This is a genomic window from Mesorhizobium sp. WSM4871 (assembly GCF_055811295.1).
In genome coordinates, this window is sequence record NZ_JBVVPU010000002.1 from 463895 (window position 1) to 482920 (window position 19026).

The 19026-nt window shown below is 63.8% G+C and carries 17 protein-coding genes; 9 read left to right on the forward strand and 8 right to left on the reverse strand.

Going from position 1 to position 19026, the window contains the following annotated elements; all coding sequences use genetic code 11:
* Nucleotides 1–102 precede the first annotated feature (102 nt).
* On the reverse strand, nt 103–912 hold the full coding sequence (locus AC0L2H_RS05630) for a transglutaminase-like domain-containing protein (RefSeq protein WP_473589272.1): 810 nt from the start codon (nt 910–912) through the stop codon (nt 103–105).
* A gap of 214 nt (nt 913–1126) precedes the next feature.
* On the opposite strand from AC0L2H_RS05630, the gene AC0L2H_RS05635 reads away from it, so the two are divergent.
* Together AC0L2H_RS05635 and sugE are read left to right on the forward strand one after the other, a co-directional pair.
* The gene (locus AC0L2H_RS05635; protein ID WP_107648933.1) at nt 1127–1252 is read left to right on the forward strand and encodes a hypothetical protein; all 126 of its coding nucleotides are present in this window, start codon (nt 1127–1129) and stop codon (nt 1250–1252) included.
* 233 nt (nt 1253–1485) lie between these two features.
* On the forward strand, nt 1486–1800 hold the full coding sequence (sugE, locus tag AC0L2H_RS05640; RefSeq protein ID WP_473589273.1) for a quaternary ammonium compound efflux SMR transporter SugE: 315 nt from the start codon (nt 1486–1488) through the stop codon (nt 1798–1800).
* Between the two features lie 80 nt (nt 1801–1880).
* On the opposite strand, the gene AC0L2H_RS05645 is transcribed toward sugE, so the two are convergent.
* The gene (locus tag AC0L2H_RS05645) at nt 1881–2309 is read right to left on the reverse strand and encodes a DUF6481 family protein (RefSeq protein ID WP_473589274.1); all 429 of its coding nucleotides are present in this window, start codon (nt 2307–2309) and stop codon (nt 1881–1883) included.
* 216 nt (nt 2310–2525) lie between these two features.
* On the opposite strand from AC0L2H_RS05645, the gene AC0L2H_RS05650 reads away from it, so the two are divergent.
* From AC0L2H_RS05650 to AC0L2H_RS05660, 3 genes are all read left to right on the forward strand, one after another.
* On the forward strand, nt 2526–3587 hold the full coding sequence (locus tag AC0L2H_RS05650) for an LLM class flavin-dependent oxidoreductase (protein WP_473589275.1): 1062 nt from the start codon (nt 2526–2528) through the stop codon (nt 3585–3587).
* 158 nt (nt 3588–3745) lie between these two features.
* Nucleotides 3746–4915: an AI-2E family transporter gene (locus tag AC0L2H_RS05655; protein WP_473589276.1), complete on the forward strand. Its 1170-nt coding sequence runs from the start codon at nt 3746–3748 to the stop codon at nt 4913–4915.
* Nucleotides 4916–4983: 68 nt separating this feature from the next.
* Entirely contained in the window at nt 4984–5985 is a 1002-nt protein-coding gene (locus tag AC0L2H_RS05660) for an LLM class flavin-dependent oxidoreductase (RefSeq protein ID WP_473589277.1), read from the forward strand.
* A gap of 22 nt (nt 5986–6007) precedes the next feature.
* Here the strand turns inward: AC0L2H_RS05660 and AC0L2H_RS05665 are convergent, their stop codons facing one another.
* Complete coding sequence (locus tag AC0L2H_RS05665) at nt 6008–7027, reverse strand: LacI family DNA-binding transcriptional regulator (protein ID WP_473589278.1); 1020 nt, start codon at nt 7025–7027, stop codon at nt 6008–6010.
* A 219-nt stretch (nt 7028–7246) separates the two neighbouring features.
* Between AC0L2H_RS05665 and AC0L2H_RS05670 the strand changes: the two genes are divergently transcribed.
* From AC0L2H_RS05670 to AC0L2H_RS05680, 3 genes are read left to right on the forward strand one after another with little or no spacing between them, the layout of a single operon-like run.
* A complete protein-coding gene (locus tag AC0L2H_RS05670) occupies nt 7247–8833 on the forward strand; it encodes a sugar ABC transporter ATP-binding protein (protein ID WP_473589279.1) in 1587 nt (528 codons plus the stop codon).
* The gene (locus tag AC0L2H_RS05675) at nt 8830–10158 is read left to right on the forward strand and encodes an ABC transporter permease (RefSeq protein WP_473589280.1); all 1329 of its coding nucleotides are present in this window, start codon (nt 8830–8832) and stop codon (nt 10156–10158) included. Before AC0L2H_RS05670 ends, AC0L2H_RS05675 begins: the two co-directional genes overlap by 4 nt.
* A complete protein-coding gene (locus AC0L2H_RS05680; protein WP_473589281.1) occupies nt 10155–11123 on the forward strand; it encodes a substrate-binding domain-containing protein in 969 nt (322 codons plus the stop codon). The genes AC0L2H_RS05675 and AC0L2H_RS05680 overlap by 4 nt, the downstream gene beginning before the upstream one ends.
* 53 nt (nt 11124–11176) lie before the next feature.
* Here AC0L2H_RS05680 and AC0L2H_RS05685 read toward each other — a convergent pair whose 3' ends face one another.
* From AC0L2H_RS05685 to AC0L2H_RS05705, 5 genes are all read right to left on the reverse strand, one after another.
* Entirely contained in the window at nt 11177–11635 is a 459-nt protein-coding gene (locus AC0L2H_RS05685; protein WP_473589282.1) for a MarR family winged helix-turn-helix transcriptional regulator, read from the reverse strand.
* 87 nt (nt 11636–11722) lie between these two features.
* Complete coding sequence (locus AC0L2H_RS05690; RefSeq protein ID WP_473589283.1) at nt 11723–12604, reverse strand: UPF0280 family protein; 882 nt, start codon at nt 12602–12604, stop codon at nt 11723–11725.
* Entirely contained in the window at nt 12604–14145 is a 1542-nt protein-coding gene (locus tag AC0L2H_RS05695; protein ID WP_473589284.1) for a 6-hydroxynicotinate reductase, read from the reverse strand. The genes AC0L2H_RS05690 and AC0L2H_RS05695 overlap by 1 nt, the downstream gene beginning before the upstream one ends.
* Entirely contained in the window at nt 14142–17081 is a 2940-nt protein-coding gene (locus tag AC0L2H_RS05700; protein WP_473589473.1) for a molybdopterin-dependent oxidoreductase, read from the reverse strand. Before AC0L2H_RS05700 ends, AC0L2H_RS05695 begins: the two co-directional genes overlap by 4 nt.
* Nucleotides 17082–17140: 59 nt before the next feature.
* Nucleotides 17141–17998 carry an FAD binding domain-containing protein gene (locus AC0L2H_RS05705; RefSeq protein ID WP_473589285.1) on the reverse strand — a complete coding sequence of 286 codons (858 nt, stop codon included), beginning with the start codon at nt 17996–17998 and terminating at the stop codon, nt 17141–17143.
* Between the two features lie 400 nt (nt 17999–18398).
* Here AC0L2H_RS05705 and pncA point away from each other — a divergent pair, with 400 nt between their 5' ends.
* Nucleotides 18399–19013 (forward strand): bifunctional nicotinamidase/pyrazinamidase, encoded by a 615-nt coding sequence (pncA, locus tag AC0L2H_RS05710; protein ID WP_473589286.1) that lies wholly within the window; start codon nt 18399–18401, stop codon nt 19011–19013.
* The last annotated feature ends 13 nt before the right edge of the window (nt 19014–19026 follow it).

The window sequence follows — 19026 nt, forward strand, 5'->3', positions numbered from 1 at the left end:
CGATGCCCGAGCTTAGCGGTCAACCCGTCGAAGCTCCACCGCCTTTCACAACGCGGGAAATGTGCAGTCGTTCAATGTGGAAGGCGGGGCGCCGAGAGCACCCTATTCGATGACTTCGTCGGTCCACACCTTGAAGCTGGCAAGCGTGCCCGGCCCGAAAATATGGGTGAGCGGCACATCGGCCGCATCGCGGCCGGAAGCGATCAGGATGCGGCCGATGCGCGGAGCGTTGTTGCGCGGATCGAAAGCGTGCCAGCGGCCGCCGAGGTAGACCTCCATCCAGGCGCAGAAATCCATGCTCGCCCACGGCTTCGGCAGGCCGATGTCGCTGATGTAGCCGGTGCAGTAGCGGGTCGGAATGTTGAGCGCCCGGCAGAAGGCGACAGCGAGGTGGGCGAAGTCGCGGCAGACGCCGCTCTGCTCACGATAGGCTTCGGCGGCGGTGCGTGTCGGCCGCGCATTGCCGTAGTTGAAGGCGATGTGGTTGTGGACGAAGTCGCAGACCGCTTGCACACGCGGAATACCAAGGGGCGTGTGGCCAAACAGCCGCCATGCGTCATCTGCCAGCAGATCGCTCTCGCAAAAGCGACTGGGCAGCAGGAACAGCAGCGTCTCCGACGGCAGGTCGCGCACCTCGTGCTGCCACGCCATCAGGTCGCCCATTTCGAAAGTGCCGGGGTCGCGGATCACCGCGTCGGTACCGAATGTGAAGCGGCCAGGCGGCGCCACGAAACGGTTGCACCAGTTGCCGAAGGTGTCGCGGTAGCTTTCGATCGGCACCGGTGGGTTCGAGGTCAGGAAATCCGGCCGTTCGAGATCGGATGCCCTGGAATAGTGGACATTGAGCATCGCGATCAGCGGTGTTTCCTGCGGGAAGTCGAAGCTCATCTCGCAGCCGATGTGGATTCGCATTGTCGTCCTGACCGGCCTGCCTGATCATCATCCGAAGAAAAACCGAATAGATGCCGCAGTGCAGGCAAGACCATGGCATGGACTGGAGCCGTTGACGAGGAAAATGGAAAAAGCGTTGACAGCCCCTCAACTGGCGCACCGGGACGCAACAGCCCCTTGCGGTCGGGCCAATCTCTTGTTTCACTTGGCGCGCCACCCATTGGAGGAACGAATCATGGCTAAAGGTGCGATGAAGGCGGGCAAGGAAGCCCGCAAGCCGAAGAAGGACGCGAAGAAGCCCGTCGCGGCCCCGGCGCTCAAGGCGCCGCCGGTCAAGGCGACGAGGCTCAAGGACAAGTAGGCCGGCTCCAATCTGTTTCGGCGCGGATTTCAAACCGGCGGCATGAACATATGCTGCCGGCGTTTTGTCGATTGGACGGGCGAAGCTCCCTAAATCGAAGCCGCGAGGACGACCTCGCGCCTTCCCTGAAAAATCGGACGGGACGCCCCGCCATCAAGTGTTGCTCTGTGCGAGTCGTTATTCCCAAAACCGCTGCGCACTTTTGGGCGACACGCAGCAGTGGAGCGTATCCGATGTCGTGGATTTTTCTGTTTTTCGCCGGCCTGTTCGAGATCGGCTGGGCGATCGGTCTCAAATACACCGACGGTTTCTCCAAACCGTTGCCGACCATCCTGACTGTCGCCTCGATGATCGTCAGCCTGGGCCTGCTCGGCCTGGCGCTGAAGGCATTGCCCGTCGGCACCGCCTATGCAGTGTGGACCGGCATCGGCACGGTCGGCACCGCGCTGCTCGGCATCTGGCTGCTTGGCGAGCCGGCGACGGCGATCCGGTTGGGCTGCATCGCGCTGATCGTCTGCGGCATCATGGGGCTGAAACTGGCGGCCTGACTTTCAGGCTCGCAGACAAACGCCTTCAGGGCCGCTGTGGGGCGACCCTGATCGTGATTGTGCCGATGGCGCCTTGAACGCTAGCGGGCGGAGAAGCCCGGAGGCGTCCGGCCGGTGCGCTGCTTGCGCGCCGCATAACGCGCGTCGCGCTTGGCCTTGCGTTCGGCCTCGTCAGCGAGCAAACGAGCGATACGCTCGTTCTCTTCGGCTTCGCGAATCTTTGCTTCCGCCTGTGCCGCTTCTTCCGCTGCGATCCGCGCCGCTTCAGCCGCTGCCTCGCGCTCGGCCCTTTCGGCCGCCTCGCGCGCGAGCTTTTCCTGCTTCAGCCTGGCCTTTTCAGCCTCGCGTATCGCACGCGCCTCGAGGATTGCCTTGCGCTCGGCCTGTCGTGCCAGCACCGCAGGATCATCTGCCGCCGGCTTTGACTTGAAGCGCTCCAGAAGCGCCTTCTTTGCCTCGTTTGCGGCATTGCGCCGCTCGAAAATGTCTTTTTCCCTGTAGATAGCCAATTCCACTTCCCTGAAGTCAATTTGCGACGCTTACATACGCGCGAATGCCGAGAGTTCAAGCGCCAAAACAGTATACCAGCCATGAAATTGTGAGCTGTTGCAGCCGGGAGACGTTCGCTGCACCAGACATTCACTGTTCACAGTCCGGCCCTCTGGCGGCGCGGCAGGCTGATCGCTACCTCTATCGCGACAATGAAGTCACCGGGATGACATCAAATGGAACTTGGTCTCTATACATTCGCCGACGTCAGCCCGGAGCCGGGTCCCGGCGCAATCGGTCCGCATGAGCGGCTGCGCAATCTGATCGAGGAAATCGAGCTGGCCGACCAGATCGGCCTCGACGTGTTCGGGCTGGGCGAGCATCATCGCCCCGATTATGCCGCCTCGGCGCCGGTCGTCGCCCTAGCGGCGGCGGCGGAGCGCACGAAGCGCATCAAGCTGACCAGCGCGGTGACCGTCCTGTCTTCCGACGATCCGGTTCGCGTCTTCCAGCAGTTTGCGACACTCGACCTTTTGTCCGGCGGTCGCGCCGAGATCATGGCCGGGCGCGGCTCGTTCATCGAATCCTTCCCGCTGTTCGGCTACAATCTCGAGGATTATGACGAGCTCTTTGCCGAAAAACTCGACCTGCTGCTCGCGATCCGTGACAGCGTCAACGTGACATGGTCGGGCAGGCTGCGCGCGCCGATCAATGATCGCGGTATCTATCCCCGGCCCTTGCAGGACAGATTGCCGATCTGGATCGCCATCGGCGGTACGCCGCAATCCGCCGCCCGCGCGGGCGTGCTCGGCCTGCCGCTGGCGCTGGCGATCATCGGTGGCGAGCCGGCCCGGTTCGCGCCGCTGTTCGACATCTACCGGGATGCGGCCAGGCGGGCCGGCAATGACCTGGGAGACCTGGCCACCAGCCTGAACGTGCATGGTTTCATCGCCGAAACGACGGACCAAGCTGCCGACGATTTCTATGGGCCGCAGGCAGAGGTGATGAACCGCATCGGCCGTGAGCGCGGCTGGGGTCCGACATCGCGGGCGCATTTCGACCAGTCGCGCGGCCCGAACGGCGCGTTGTTCGTCGGCAATCCCGAACAGGTGGCCGAGAAGATCGTTGCCCAGCACAGGATATTCGGCAACGACCGCTTCCTGCTGCAGATGGCGATCGGCATCATGCCGCATGCCAAGGTCATGAAGGCAATCGAACTCTACGGTACCAAGGTGGCGCCGCTCGTGCGCAAGGAGACGGCGAAGAGCGTTTCCACGACGACCGCGCCAGTCGCCTGATTCCCGGCAGTCCCGCAAGGCATGACGCCAGATCATCCCGACAGGATCGGGATCAGCCATGCAATACCTTGCGTCATCGCCGGCTAACGGAACTTTGGCGCGACAAGGGCGTTTTGGGCCGAGGAGCCGCTCCGATCCGGTGTGCCCGAGGGGAAATGATGAAAGCCGAACCGACCGCTTCGGGCGCTGGCGTTGGCGAGAGCCCGGACCCGCGCGTCGAGGCGCGGGCGGATACGCGTCTGATGCGCTCGCTGCTCGTCGGCATCTTTGTTCTGATGGTCGTCTATGCGCTCTATTTCGGCCGCGCCTTCTTCATGCCGGTCATCCTGGCCTTTCTGCTGGCGCTGACGCTGACCCCCATCGTGCGCTTCCTACGCAAGCATGGGGTGCCTGACGTGCTGTCAGCGAGTTTCTTGGTGCTGCTGTCCGTCTGTTTTGTCGCGATTGCAGGCTATCTGCTCAGCGGTCCGGTCATCGACCTCATCAACAACTCCTCTTCGATCGGCCTGCAGCTCACCGAGCGCCTCGAACAGCTGCGGCGCCCGTTCGAAAGGATCATGGAGATTTCCCATCAGCTGGAAGGTATGATGACACCGTCGCAGGACGCCGGCGTGCAGCGGGTGGCGCTCGCGCCATCGGGCATTCTCTCGCAAGCGGCGGACAATGTGCTGTCGGCGGCCACGAGCATCACCATCGTCTTCGTGCTGTCGCTGTTCCTGCTCGCCTCGGGCACGATGTTTTATGAAAAGATCATCCAGTCCTTCGCCAGCCTCAGCGAGAAGAAACGGGCATTGCGGGTCGTCTACGACGTCGAGCAAGAGATTTCGCATTATCTGCTCACCGTCTCGGTGATCAATGCGGGTCTCGGCACGGTGACCGGCCTCGGCCTCTGGGCGCTCGGCATGCCCAATCCGATGGTCTGGGGCGCGGCTGCCGCCCTGCTCAATTTCCTGCCCTATGTCGGACCGCTGATCACCATCACACTTGTCTCGATCATCGCGCTGATCAGTTTCGACACCATCCCCTACGCGTTGCTGGCGCCAGCCTTCGTGCTGTTGTGCGACATCGTCGAAGGCCAGTTCGTGACGCCGATGGTGGTTGGCCGACGCCTCGAGATCAACGCGGTGGCGATCTTCATCGCCATCGCCTTCTGGTCCTGGCTATGGGGTTTCGTCGGCGCGCTGATGGCTGTGCCCCTGCTGGTCGTCATCAAGGTGTTCTGCGACCATTTCGACGGCCTCAGCCATGTCGGCAATTTCCTGGCGGCGCAACATATGGCAGTGGTCGAGGAGGACGACATCGCCGGCACCGGACCTGCAAAGGGCTGATCAATATTTTGAATTTGCGGCGTCGCCGGTCGCTCCCTACATCCGATCCCTACACAGGATCCGCGCCCATGACCGCTCTTTCCGTTCTCGACCTGTCGCCGATCGTCGAAGGCAGCAACGCTTCGCAATCGCTCGCCAATTCGCTCGATCTCGCTCGCCATGCCGAGCGGCTGGGCTACAAGCGCTACTGGCTGGCCGAGCACCACAACATGCCGGGCATCGCAAGTGCGGCCACATCCGTCGTCATCGCCCATGTCGCCGGCGGCACCAAGACGATCCGCGTCGGCGCCGGCGGCATCATGTTGCCAAACCATTCGCCGCTGGTCATCGCCGAGCAGTTCGGCACGCTTAACGCGTTGTATCCGGGCCGCATCGACCTTGGCCTCGGCCGCGCGCCCGGCACCGATATGGCGACCGCGCGCGCATTGCGCCGCAATCTCGATGCTGGCGCCGACAATTTCCCGCAGGATGTCGTCGAGCTGATGGGCTATTTTCAGCCGGCCGAAGAGGGCCAGCGCATCCGCGCCGTGCCTGGCGAGGGCCAAAAAGTGCCGGTCTGGATCCTGGGCTCCAGCCTTTATGGCGCGCAACTCGCGGCCTTGCTCGGCCTGCCCTACGCCTTCGCCTCGCATTTCGCACCAGCCGAGCTCGACCATGCGCTGGAGATCTATCGCTCGCGCTTCAAGCCGTCGGAGCAGCTCGACAAGCCCTATGTCATGCTCGGGCTCAACGTCTTTGCCGCACCCACCGACGCCGAGGCGCGGCTGTTGTTCACCTCGCTGCAGCAGGCGTTCGTCAACCTGCGCACCGGCCGCGCTGGCCGCTTGCCGCGGCCAGTCGAAAATTATGACCGCGACCTCGACCCGATGGCCAAAACCATGCTTGGCCAGGCGCTGTCCTGCGCGGTGGTCGGCGCTCCCGAAACGGTCCGGCAGGGCATTGACGCCTTCGTGCGCCGTACCGGCGCCGACGAGCTGATGGTCACCGCGCAGATTTTCGACCATGGCGCGCGGCTGCGCTCCTTCGAGATCCTGGCCGAAGCCCACAAATCGCTCTCGCAAGCGGCCTGACGTTCTTCTCGAAACTGGCGCGTTACGCGTTGACGCTCTGCGCGACCGCTCCGAGCGGCCGGCATGAATTGCGGATCATCAGGCGGCCTTTGAGCGTCAGCTTGCGCGGCGGTGCGTCCCTGTTGCCGGCGAGCCGGTCGAGCAGCAGGTTGGCCGTCTGTTCGCCGATCGCCTGCACCGGCTGGGAAACCGTGGTCAACTGGGGCTGGAACACATCCGACCAGGGGAAATCATCGAAACAGGCAACCGAAATATCCTGCGGGCAGGACAGCCCGATATCGCGGATCGCCTTCATGGTGCCGATCACCATCGGGTTATTGGCCGAAAAGATGGCGCTCGGACGGTCGTGCAACGACAGAAGCTGCATCGTGGCATTATAGCCGTCGACTTCGTGGAAGTTGCCGAAACGGACCAGTTCGTTCTCGACCGGCAGGCCGGCCGCCTGGAGTGCCTCGCGATAGCCCGACATGCGGTCATGCATGGGCGAGATGTCGAACGATCCGGAGATGTAACCGATGCGCCGGTGGCCGAGATCGATCAGATAGGTGATGGCGTCGAACACCGCGCGCTGGTTGTCGAGAACGACACTGTCGGTGTCGACGCCTTCGCAAACACGGTCGAGCAGCACCACCGGCACGTTGGCGTCGTCGACAATTCCCTTCAGGATCGCGCCGTCGCCGACGCGCGCGACGATCAGCCCGTCAACCATGCGGTCGAGCAGCAGCCTGATCTGGTCGTCCTGCGTGTTCAGATCCTCGTCCGTGCAGCACAGCATGACCGCATAGCCGGCGCGATCGAATGCCTGCTGGATGACCGAAACGACGTCGGTGAAGAACGGATTGGTGATATGCGGAACGGTCAGCCCGATGGTGCGGGTCGTGCCCATCTTCAGGCTGCGGGCGATCGCGTTGCGCTTGTAGCCGATGTCGCGGATCGCCTGTTCGATGCGCTGGCTAAGCTCGGGGCTGACGGTCGCGGTACCGTTGATCAGCGCCGAGACGGTGGCCACCGAAACGCGCGCTGCCTCGGCCACGTGCAGCATGGTCGGAGCCGTGGACTTTCGCTGCTTCTTTCGCCCTGACGCCGTCATTTTTCGAAACGTTTCACCGCCCTTTGGCTGTAACACCTACGGAATCTTACGTATTTGCGCAAGAATTGAAATGCGGTGATCCCGCACCATCACATATCGGCTTGACACGATCGAAACGTTTAGATTAGCGTTCGGAAGGTTCGACGACGACGGAGGGAGGCCGTTCTTGTCATGGAGCACGCTAATCCCATCCTGTCCGGGGACGTTGTGGCGGCCGATCGCCCGGACGTCGTTCTGAGCGCCGAGCATATCTCCAAGACATTCGGCGGCATCGCCGCCCTCGTCGATGTCGACTTCGAGCTGAGAAGCGGCGAGGTCCATGCGCTGATGGGAGAAAACGGTGCCGGCAAGTCGACGCTGATGAAAATCCTGTCCGGCGTCTACACCGACTACGACGGCACGGTTAGCGTCGATGGCCACGCGATTCGTTTTGCCCGTGTCCGCGACGCCGAGGATGCCGGCATCGCCATCATCCACCAGGAACTCAACCTGGTCCCCGAACTCAGCGTTGCCGACAATATCTTCCTGGGGCGCGAAAAGCTGATTGCCGGGCTGGTCGTCGACCGCAAGGCAAGCAGCCGCGCCGCCGGCGCGCTGTTGCAGCGGCTCGGCATCGAACTCAACCCGGAAGCGCGTGTCGGCGCCTTGCGCGTCGGCGAGCAGCAACTGGTCGAAATTGCCAAGGCGCTGTCGATGTCGGCGCGCATCCTGATCATGGACGAGCCGACCTCCGCGCTTTCGCCGGCGGAATGCCAGAGGCTGTTCCGCATCATCCGCCAGCTCGCCGACAGTGGCGTGGCGATCGTCTATATCTCGCACCGGATCGACGAGGTCATGCATCTGGCGAGTCGCGTCACGGTGTTTCGCGACGGACGCCATGTGCTGACCGACGATATGGCAAGGCTCGACGAAAACGCCATCATTTCGGCGATGGTCGGGCGGGACCTGCTTGCCTCCTCGCAGCACGAACGCAGCGCCAGCGGCAAGACCGTGTTGTCCGTCAGCGCCTTGTCGTTGTCGAAACCGGAGCGCCATGGCTGGCGCACGGTGCTCGACGGCGTCAGCTTCGAACTTGCCGAAGGCGAGATCCTGGGCATAGGCGGGCTGCTGGGCTCGGGCCGAACCGAAATCCTGGAAACGATCTTCGGCTCCAGCGGCGGGCGCGCAGGCGGCGACATCAGGCTCGACGGCGAGCCGGTGGCTATCCGTTCGCCGCGTGATGCCCGCAGGCTCGGCATCGCACTGGTGACCGAGGACCGCAAGACGCAAGGGCTGCATCTCAAGGCATCGATATCAGACAATGTGGCGCTACCGCTGGTCGGCGCGCTGGCGCGGTTCGGCATCCGCTCGATTGCCGGCGAACAGGGGCTGGCCCGGCATGCGGTCCGGGCGCTCGGCATACGCTGCGAGGATATCGAACAACCGGCCGGCACGCTGTCCGGCGGCAACCAGCAGAAGGTCGTCATCGGCAAATGGCTGGCGACAAGGCCGCGGGTGCTTTTGCTGGACGAGCCGACGCGCGGCATCGATGTCGGCGCCAAGCGGGAAATCTACGATCTCATCTTCAAGCTGGCGCGGGATGGGCTCGCCATCGCCGTCATCAGCTCGGAATTGCCGGAACTTTTGCATCTTTCCGACCGTATCCTGGTCATGGCCGACGGCCGCCAGACCGGGATCCTCTCACGCGAACAGGCCAGCGAGGAGGCGATCATGCGGCTTGCGGCACCACGCCGGACGATAGCGAGGCCAGCCGCATGAGCCTGTTGAGCGTGCTGTCCCGGACCAAGCTCTATTGGGGCCTGATCGCCATCTTCCTGATCGGTGTGCTCGGTTCGCCGATCAGCTCGAAGGGCAACAACATCTTCCTGTCTTACGGCAATCTGCTCGATGTGCTGCGCCAGGTATCGACCACCGGGCTGATCGCCACCGGCATGACGGCGGTGATCATCACCGGCGGCATCGACCTCTCCGTCGGTTCGCTGATGGCGATCTGCACCGTGGTCTGCGCCATGCTGCTGACGGTGCCGGGCGTGACGCCGGGCGTGGTACTGGGCGTCCCGACCGTCGCCTTGGTGGCGCTTTGCCTGGGCATCCTCGTCACCCGTTTCATCCTGCTGAACCTGGCAAAGTCGCGCGCCGGCGCGGAGGCCATGCGCGACGTCAGGCTGGACAGCGTCCGCGGACTGGTCGCGCCCGGCATTGTCGGGGTGATCCTCTGTTGCCTCGCACTATGGTTCCTGCTGCCGCAGATCAGCACGAAGTTCGGCGTGCTCGGGGTGCTGCTGGTGGCGCCTTGCGTCGGCCTTTTGTTCGGCGCGCTCAACGGCTTCATCATCGTTGCCGGCCGGCTGCAACCGTTCATCGTCACGCTGGCGATGATGGTGACGGCGCTCGGCATCGCGCGGCTGACCGCCGGCCAGAACAATGCGGTTCTCCCGGTCTATACGGGATCGAACGCCACCGCCGAATTCGAGATGCTGCGCTCGCTGGTGTTCGGCGTCATCCCGATGCCGGGCCTGTTCTTCCTCGGCGCGATCCTGATCTATGGCGCGGTGCTGCGCTTCACGCCGTTCGGCCGCTATGTCTACGCCATCGGCGGCAATGAAGAGGCGGCGCGGCTTTCCGGCATCGCCGCCGGGCGCGTCAAGATCGCCACCTATGCGGTCTCAGGGCTGCTCGCGGGCATCGCGGCGGTGCTTTATGTCGCGCAATATCGGCAAGGCAAGCCGGATGCCGGCGCCGGGCTGGAACTCGACGCCATTGCCGCGGTGGTCATCGGCGGCACCAGCCTGATGGGTGGACGCGGCAGCCTGATCGGCACATTCTGCGGCGTGCTGATCTTCGGACTGCTGTCGAACATCCTGCAATTGCACAACATCAATTCGAACCTTCAGCTCGTGCTGAAAGGGATGATTATCATCGGCACCGTGCTCGTGCAGGAGCGCAATGCCGCTGATCTTCTCTTCTATCTGCGCCTGCTGTTTGCTCCCTTGTGGGGCGGGCAGACGCACAAGGAAACGGCCGCGGCAAAGCGGCCGTCAAAAGAGACCCCGTCTCTAAATCTTGGAGGAAACAAGAAATGAAACGACGTGACATGCTGAAACTTGCCGCCGTCAGCGCGGCCCTGCTGACCACCACCGCGCTACTGACCACCGGCAGCGCCTTTGCCCAGGACAAGAAGTGGAAGATCGGCTTCTCGCAGGTGACCACCATCGAGCCGTGGCGCGCCCAGTTCAACAAGGACATCCTGGCGGAAGCCGCCAAGCATCCGGATGTCGAGCTGATCGTCACCGACGGCGAGGACAAGACCGAAAAGCAGGTTGCCGATGTCGAGAACCTGATCCGCCAGGAAGTCGACGCGCTGCTGGTGTCGCCGAAGGAATCGGCGGGCCTGACCGGCGTCGTGCAGCAGGCGGTCGACGCCAAGATCCCGGTCTTCGTGCTCGATCGCAACGTCGACACCCAGGACTACACGCAGTTCGTCGGCGGCGACAACAAGCTGATCGGCAAGGCCGCCGGCGAATATGCCGTCGAGCTTCTGGGCGGCAAGGGCAAGGCATCGGGCAATGTCGTCGAGATCTGGGGCGGCATGGGCACACAACCGGCGCATGACCGGCATGACGGCTTCCACGAATTCACCGACAAGGAGCCGGGCATCAAATATCTGCTCGACCAGCAGTCGGGCGACTGGAAGCAGGACCAGGCCTACAACATCATGGCGACTGCGCTGCGCAACAACGAGAAGATCGATCTCGTCTACGGCCACAACGACCCGATGGCCTATGGCGCCTATCTTGCCGCCAAGGATGTCGGCCGAGAGAAGGACATCAAGTTCATCGGCATTGACGGGCTGCCCGGCGAAGGCGTGACGCTGGTCAACAATGGCGAGCTGACCGCGACCTTCACCTACGTCACTCCGGGCGCCGAAGGGTTGCGGCAGGCGATCAAGTTCCTGAACGGCGAGAAGGTCGAGAAGACCATCACGCTGCCGACGGAAAAGATCACCAAGGAGAATTCCGCGCAGATCCTGAAGGACAACGGCCTCTGAAACGAGGCACTCCTGTCGGGCCTGCCCGGCAGGAGTGCTTTTCTCAAGCAGGCTCAGGCCAGCTTGGCCAAGAGCTTCATGAAGGTGGCGACCTCCTTGGGCGAAAGCGGCGCCAGTGTTTCCTCGGTGATGTCGCGGGCGAGCGGGATCAGGCGCTCGATTGCGTCGCGGCCTTGCGCGGTCAGATTGACCAGCAGACGCCGCTTGTCGACCTCATGCTTGGAAAGTTCTACCAGGCCACGCGCCTTCAGCCGGTCGATGACGCCCTTGACCGTCGCGGCGTCCATGGCGATTAAAGTGCCAAGCTGATTCTGCGAGGTCTCGCCGACGTCGCGCAATTTGGCCAGAGCGGCGAACTGCGGCGGCGTCAGGTCGGCGATATGCGCGGCGAAGATCGAGACATGGCGCTGATGTGCCTTGCGCAGGATGAAGCCGACCTGCTCCTGCAGGTGGTAGTCGTTCTCATCGGGCTCCTCGACCTCGACCAGCTTGAGCAGGTTTTCCTCGCTCACGGCAGCCAACCCCGCGCCCTGATGTCTATCGCGCCGTGTCTGCACGACGCCTCCGCGACACGCCTGCCTTGGTGAAAGATCGGAAACTCAGGCATGGGCAACTTCCTTCCCAGGGATTTTTTTGGGCGCGGCGAGCGCCATGGAACCAACGACGCGGCTTTGGCCGGCCAGGAAAAGCGCCGCGGCGGCAATCAGGCCATTTCGGCGAAAATCATCGGCGACAGCAAGGCCGCTGTCCAGTGCAGTGGCGATGTCAGCTGGTGAAAGCGGGCCGACAGAAGTTGTGACCAGCCGGTCACCCAGGTCGCTATCCGGTGCCAGCGCGCGCGCCGGCATGCGTTTGACGGCGGGGTGGCCGGGCAGGTTGACAGCGTTGGCGATCAAGGTGGCAGCGGCATCGGCTTCGGCCCCCGTCCGCGCCAGCACGGTGACGGCATCGGCGATGCCCAGCGAAAACGAACGTCCACGCCAGCCGCTGGTTGCGATGCCGTGAATCCCGTCCTCGGCACGAATGGTGATGCGGTCCGCCAAGCCATGCCCCGTCCCGGCGATAGCAAGGGTCATGGAACGACCGCTCGCGAGATGGATCGCGCTGTCACCGCCATTGTTGACATAGGCGCGGTCGAGCTTTCTTCCGGCAAGCAAAGCGGCGAGAATTTCGTCGGCTACGGAACCGGCGACCGCGGCCATCGGCGTGATGAAACTTTCGGCGAGCGGGTAGACTGCCGCCTCCATGCGCTGCGCCGTTGGACCAGCGAAAGCGCGCGGATCAAGGCTCGCCGGCTTGCGCAGTTCGGCAACTTCGCCGACCAGCTCCACAAGAATGGTCTGGAAGCGTGTTGCCGCCTGCCGATAGGCAGCAGCACATTCGCTGGCATCACCAAAGGCTTCTACGATCAGGTCGATCGGGCCATGATTGAGGTGCAGCCGCTTGCCGCCCTCCAGCCAGTGCGCCTGCGGGCCATTCATCACCCGGCACCATTGGCGGCGGCGCGCCGCAATTGCGCCAGCGGCGGCCAGGGATTGTTCGCCGGCGCACCGGTGCCGCGACGCGGGTTGAGATACTCGCCGCCCTTGGCAAGGATGTCCTCGACGCTGCGGATCTCGGCCTCGTAGCCACCCAGCCTGACATAGTCATCGCGGCGCAAGGTGAACTCGATCGGCGCCACCAGCGCCGGCGTCGGCACATAGCCGAAGGCGCCTTCCGGCACTCTGACAACATCGACCATCAGCGTGATGCCGCCGCCCGGCCAGACATAGACCGGCGCGCCGCCGACCGTCACGTAAGTCTTCAGGCCTTGCACCGAACGGGTCAGGTTGACCGGGTTCTCGGTGACGCCGGCGCGCAGCGAACCGCCGGCGCCACCGATGAACAGCACCGTGCACAAAGCCGGCTCGCAATTGTCCTCGATCAGGCCGACCGACTTTTGCAGCCGCTCCGGGAACGGCTTTTCGACCGGCTTCAGCTCGTCGTCGAGTTCGTAATAGGCGAACTGCTCGCCGGTGGTCGAAACCATCAGCAGCGACAGGCCGGGGCGCGCGCCCTTCTTGGCGTTCCACTCGCCAAGGATCGACAGCGGGTCGGAAATGCTGGTGCCGCCCCAGCCGAGGCCGGGCTCCGACACCTTGAAATAGCGGCCAGGCGTCGAGCGTCGGCCGATGATCTTGATCCCGGTGTCCTGCCAGCCCAGCACCTTGCCGGCCTGATGCTCGGAGACGACGCCGGTGATGTGGTCGTCGACCACCACCACTTCGTCGACCAGGCCGCGCCACTGGGTGGCGAACATGCCGATGGTGGCCGAGCCGCAGCCGACCCGCATGCGGTGTTCGACCTTGCCGTCGATGACCGGCGGTTTGCCGGCTTCGACAATGACCGCAGCGCCGCCGTCGATGGTCAGTTCTACGGGCTTGCGGTTGCACAAATTGAGCAGCGCGTCACATGTGGCGCGGCCCTCAGCCTTGGAGCCGCCGGTGAAATGATGCACGCCGCCAAGCGACAGCATCTGCGAGCCGTATTCGCCCGTGGTGACATGGCCGATGGCCTCGCCTCCGGCGCGAACGGTCGCGGTTTCCGGGCCTAAATGGCGGTCGGTGTCGATCTTCACCTTGACGCCGCAATAGGAGAAGATGCCCTCGGTGACCACGGTGACGAGATCGACGCCCTCGACCTGCTGGCTGACGATGAACGGAGCCGGTTTGTAGTCGGGATAAGTGGTGCCGGCGCCGATCGCGGTAACGAAGCGGCGGCCGGTATTGACCAGTTCACCGTTCCATTGTTCGCCCTCGGCGACAAAGGGGACGACCGTGCCGCCGGCCTCAGCCGCATGGTCGAGGATGGTCAGCGGATCCATGCGCACGATGCGGCCGCCGACATTGCCGTAGCGGTCGCAGGCGCCGGTACGGCCGTCAGCGATGTAGCACATGACCGGACAGGCATCGCAGCGGATCTTCTCCGCCACCTGCTTTTCGCCGGGGTCGTGCGTTTCGAAACGTTCGGCAAGCTCGCTCATCGGCGTGCCTCCTTGTCGCGGATCGCCGCGCGAATGCGGCTCGGCGTCGCCGGCACCTTGGTGACCAGGACGCCGGTGGCATGGCGGATGGCGTTGAGGATCGCCGGCGCTGTCGGGATCAGCACGTGCTCGCCCAGACCCTTGGCGCCAAAGGGTCCTTCCGGGTCCGGAACTTCGATCAGGATGGTCTCGATCGGCGGCACGTCGCCGATGGTCGGGATGAGATAGTCGTGCAGGTTCTCGGTGCGGCCGGGGATGTATTCTTCCATCAGCGCCATGCCGATGCCTTGCGCAATGCCGCCCTCGATCTGGCCTTCGACCAGCAGCGGGTTGATTGCCTTGCCGACATCGTGCGCGGCGGTGATTTTCATGAGCTTCACGGTGCCGAGCCTGAGGTCGACTTCGAGTTCGGCGATCTGCGCGCCATAGCCATAGACGGCGTACGGCTTGCCCTGGCCCTTGGCATCGAGCGGCAGTGTCGGCGGGTCATAGGTTTCCTCGGCACGGAAGACGAAGCCGTCGGCGTCGGTTTTCAGCGTGGAAAGATCGATATGCCGCATCGCTTCGCCCTCACGGATGATCAGGCTTGTCCCATCGAGGGCGATCGCCGCCCTCTCCGACACGTTGGCGAAGCGCAGGATCGCGTCGCGCAAGGCGCGGCCGGCCTTTTCGGCGGCCTTGCCGGTGACGAAGGTCTGGCGTGAGGCCGAGGTCTTGCCGGCGTCGGGCGTGATCGCGGTGTCGGCGCTTTTCAGCCGGAACTTCTCCAACGGCAGCCCAAGCGCGTCGGCGCATATCTGGCTAATCACGGTGTTCGAGCCTTGCCCGATATCGACGGCGCCTTGATGCAGCACGACATCGCCTTCAGCCGAGATGCCAACCTTTATGGTCGATGGATTGGGCAGCGAGGTGTTGCCGCAGCCATACCAGCAGGAGGCGACACCGACGCCGCGCTTTTTTGCCCCGTTCGTGGCATTGAACGCCTCGGCATCGGCGAGCGCGTGTGACCAATGCGGCCGCAGCGCTTCAAGGCATTCGGCAATGCCGACCCCGGAGTCCAGTTTCTGGCCAGTAACCGTTTCGGATCCGTTCCGAAGGCAGTTTTTCAAACGAAAATCGAGCCGATCCAGCCCTAGTTTCTCGGCCAGCTCGTCATAGAGGGTTTCCTGCATGATCGTCGCCTGTGGCACGCCGAAGCCACGGAAGGCGCCGGAGATCGGACCGTGCGTGTGGATGGCGCGGCCTTCGGCGCGGTAATTCGGCGTCAGATAGGGGCCAGAGGCGTGCACCGGTACGCGATTGGCGACTGTCGGCCCCCAGCTCGCATAGGCGCCGGTGTTGAAATCGCCTGAAAAGACCATGCAGGTGACAAGCCCATCGGCATCGGCGCCTATGGTCGCGCTCATCTCGGCCGGATGACGCTTGGTGGTCGAGATCATCGATTCGTTACGGGTGTAGGCGAGTGCGGCCGGCCGTCCGGTTTTCATGGCGACGAGGCCGATCAGCGGCTGCAACGAGACATCGAGCTTCGAGCCGAAGCCGCCGCCGGTGGCGGTCGGCACAATGCGCACCTTGTCGACGGCAAGGCCAAGTACCTTTGCCGTGTCGTCGCGGTCCATGTAGGGCGCCTGGGTGCAGGCGACGACGACGAGCGTGTCGCCATCCATATAGGCATAGCCGGCTTCCGGCTCGATATAGGCGTGCTCGACATAGGATGTGTCGATGGCGCCGGAGACGGTGAAAGCGGCGCCGGCAAGGGCGGCTTCGGGGTCGCCGCGCTCGACAAAGCCGGAGGTGAGCAGGTTCGCCGGCCGGTTCTCGTGGACCAATACCGCGCCGTTAGCCTGCGCTTCGCCGGGCTGCAGAAAATGCGGCAACTCGGTCCATGCAATGGGGAAATCCGTAAGGTCGAGATCGAGGATGGCCTCGCGTTCGCCAGCGACCAGCGCCACCGCCTCGCCGCGAAAGCGCGCGAAGCTCTGGGCCAGGGCCGGCTGGTCGGCAAACGGACCGATGACACCGAAGCAGTTCTCTCCCGGAATGTCGGCGGCGGTGAAGATGCCGACGATGCCAGGGTGTTTCTTCGTCCAGGCGTCGAGATCGCCGAATGTAAAACGCGCGTGATAATGCGGCGAGCGGACCACCAGTACGGCAAGCGCATCGGCCGGAAAGGAATCGCCACCGAATTTTTCGCCACCGGTGACCTTGGGCAGGCCGTCGAGGCGGATCGGCGAAGAGCCCACGGCGCCGCCGGAGACTGGCATTCTGCGGTCCAGGTCGTGATCGAATTGGCCAAGTTGGCGCTGCCCCTCACCCTTACCCTCTCCCCGTGAAGAACGGGGAGAGGGGGTCGCCAGCGCTGGAGCTTGTCCCTTCTCCCCGTCGCTATACGGGGAGAAGGTGCCGGCAGGCGGATGAGGGGCGGTGCCGCCGTTCGATGGTTCGCTCGCGAACCGTCTTGCATCCATCACCGCGGCGATGATCTTGCGGTAGCCGGTGCAGCGGCAAAGGATGCCCCCCAGCGCATCCTGCACTTCGGTTTCGCTCGGGCACGGCTGCCTGTCGAGAAGTGCGGTCGCGGCGACGAGAAGGCCAGGCGTGCAGGCGCCGCATTGCGCTGCGCCATGGTCGAGGAACGACACCTGCAGCGCCGACAGCCGGCCATTGGCAAGGCCTTCGACGGTCGTCACCGCCGCGCCGGCCACTGAGGCCGCCGGCATCAGGCAGGCGCAGACGGGTTCGCCGTCGACCAGCACGGTGCAGGCGCCGCAATCGCCGGCGTCGCAGCCGACCTTGGTGCCGGTGAGATGCAGTTCATCGCGCAGCACCGAGGAGAGCCGGCGCAGCGGTGGTACGCACGCGGAAACAGCGGCGCCGTTGACCTCGAAAGCGATATCGGCGCATTCCATGCTCATGCCAGGCTGAGCTCCGCTCATGCCAGGCTGAGCTCCGCTCATGCCGGGCTGGCCTTTGCTCATGTCAGGCTGAGCTTTGCTCATGCCGCCGCCACCTTGTCGTCCTGAGTCGCTGCGCCAAGCACGGCGCAGGCAACAATCTCGCGTGCCGCATCAATCCGGTATTCGGCGCTGCCACGCACATCGCCGATCGGCGACAGCTCGTCCATCGGCGCCGACTGGATTGCAGCGGCCAATGCATGGTCAACCGGAAGGCCCCGCAAAGCTGCTTCGACGCCCGCGAGGCGCTGGGCGACAGCCGAGCAGGAGCCGACGGCGATGGCGGCATCACCTACGATGCCATCCTCGATAACGAGGCGCGCCGCCACCATGGCAATGGAGATGACGAGATAGCGCCGCGCGCCAAGCTTCACGAAGCAAGATGTACCGGCAGCAGCGGGTTTCGGAATGCGAATGGCCGTGACCATCTCGCCTAGCTGCAAATCCGTGCGGCGGTTGCCGAGGATGAATTCTTGCAGCGGCAAAGTGCGGACCGTCATCGCCGAACGCAGTTCGACTTCGGCGTCGAGCACGAGCAGCGCCGGCACGCCGTCGGCGGCCGGAGAGGCATTGCAGAGATTGCCGGCGATGGAAGCGACATTCTGGATCTGCACGGAGCCGACTTCGCGGGCCGCCTGCTTCAGCGCATCGAAAGCCACAGGCAGCGGATGGCGGACCAGATCGGTCCAGGTCGTGCGTGCGCCGATGACCCAATGGGCGCCTGTTTCGGCGATACCGCGCAGCGCGGCAAGGCCGTTGATGTCGAGGACATTCTCTCGAAAAGGCTTGCTGCCCTGCGCCGGGTAGAAATCGGTGCCGCCGGCAAGAATGCGCCACGAAGCCTCGCCAAGCAAAGCGAGTGCTTCGTCGACCGTGGTGGGTTTGGCGTAACGGATCACGCTTTGCCTTCCAACAAGAGCAGCCTTCGAAGGGCCTTGCCGATGGATTCCGATGGATTCCTAAGCGTCCAAACTCGGAAAAATTCATTCGTATGCAAATGATATCAAGCCGGCAGGAATTGTCAAAGCCAGAGTTTTGCGGCGGCATCGCCATCCGTGCCACGGCACGCATTTGTTACGCCCGCGCATGACCCTGAAAATCGGAACCGATTTTCGGAAAGGATCATGCGCAAACTCAAAGTGCTACAGCGTCCTTTTCGCGTCCAACGGACGCACGGCGCTGTAGAGGTTGACGCAGGCGGCCATCTGGTCAAGTTTCTGCATCCGGTCGCGCCAGCGGCCTTTCTTCCGCCGGAACCCCACCGGAGCCCGCGCCCGAGACTGACGAGAAGGAGGCCCCATGGCCGACGAAGCGCTTGTTGTCATCGACCTACAGAACGATTTCTGCCCCGGCGGCGCGCTGGCGGTGGCCGGCGGCGATGAGATCGTGCCGCTCGTCAACGACCTGATCCGGCGGAGCGAGCATGTCGTGCTGACGCAGGACTGGCATCCCGCCGGCCATTCCAGCTTTGCTTCCAGTCATCCGGGCAAGCAGCCCTTCGAGACGATCGAGATGCCTTACGGCCATCAGACGCTGTGGCCGGACCATTGCATCCAGGGCAGCCTCGGCTCGGACTTTCATTCGGGGCTTGCCTGGACCAAGGCCGAACTGGTGATCCGCAAGGGGTTCCGGCCGGCGATCGACAGCTATTCGGCCTTCTTCGAGAACGACCATACGACGCCGACCGGCCTCGCCGGCCATCTTAGGGAGCGTGGCATCGACACGCTGACCCTGGTTGGTCTTGCCACCGATTTCTGCGTCGCCTTTTCGGCGCTCGATGCGGTCAAGCAGGGTTTCAAGACGACGGTGCGGCTCGACGCCTGCCGCGGCATCGATCTCAACGGCTCGGTCGAGGCGACGCTGAAGCGGATGCGCGAGGCAGGCGTCACGCTCGAAGACCATTTGTCGGATTGACCGGATCGTGAGG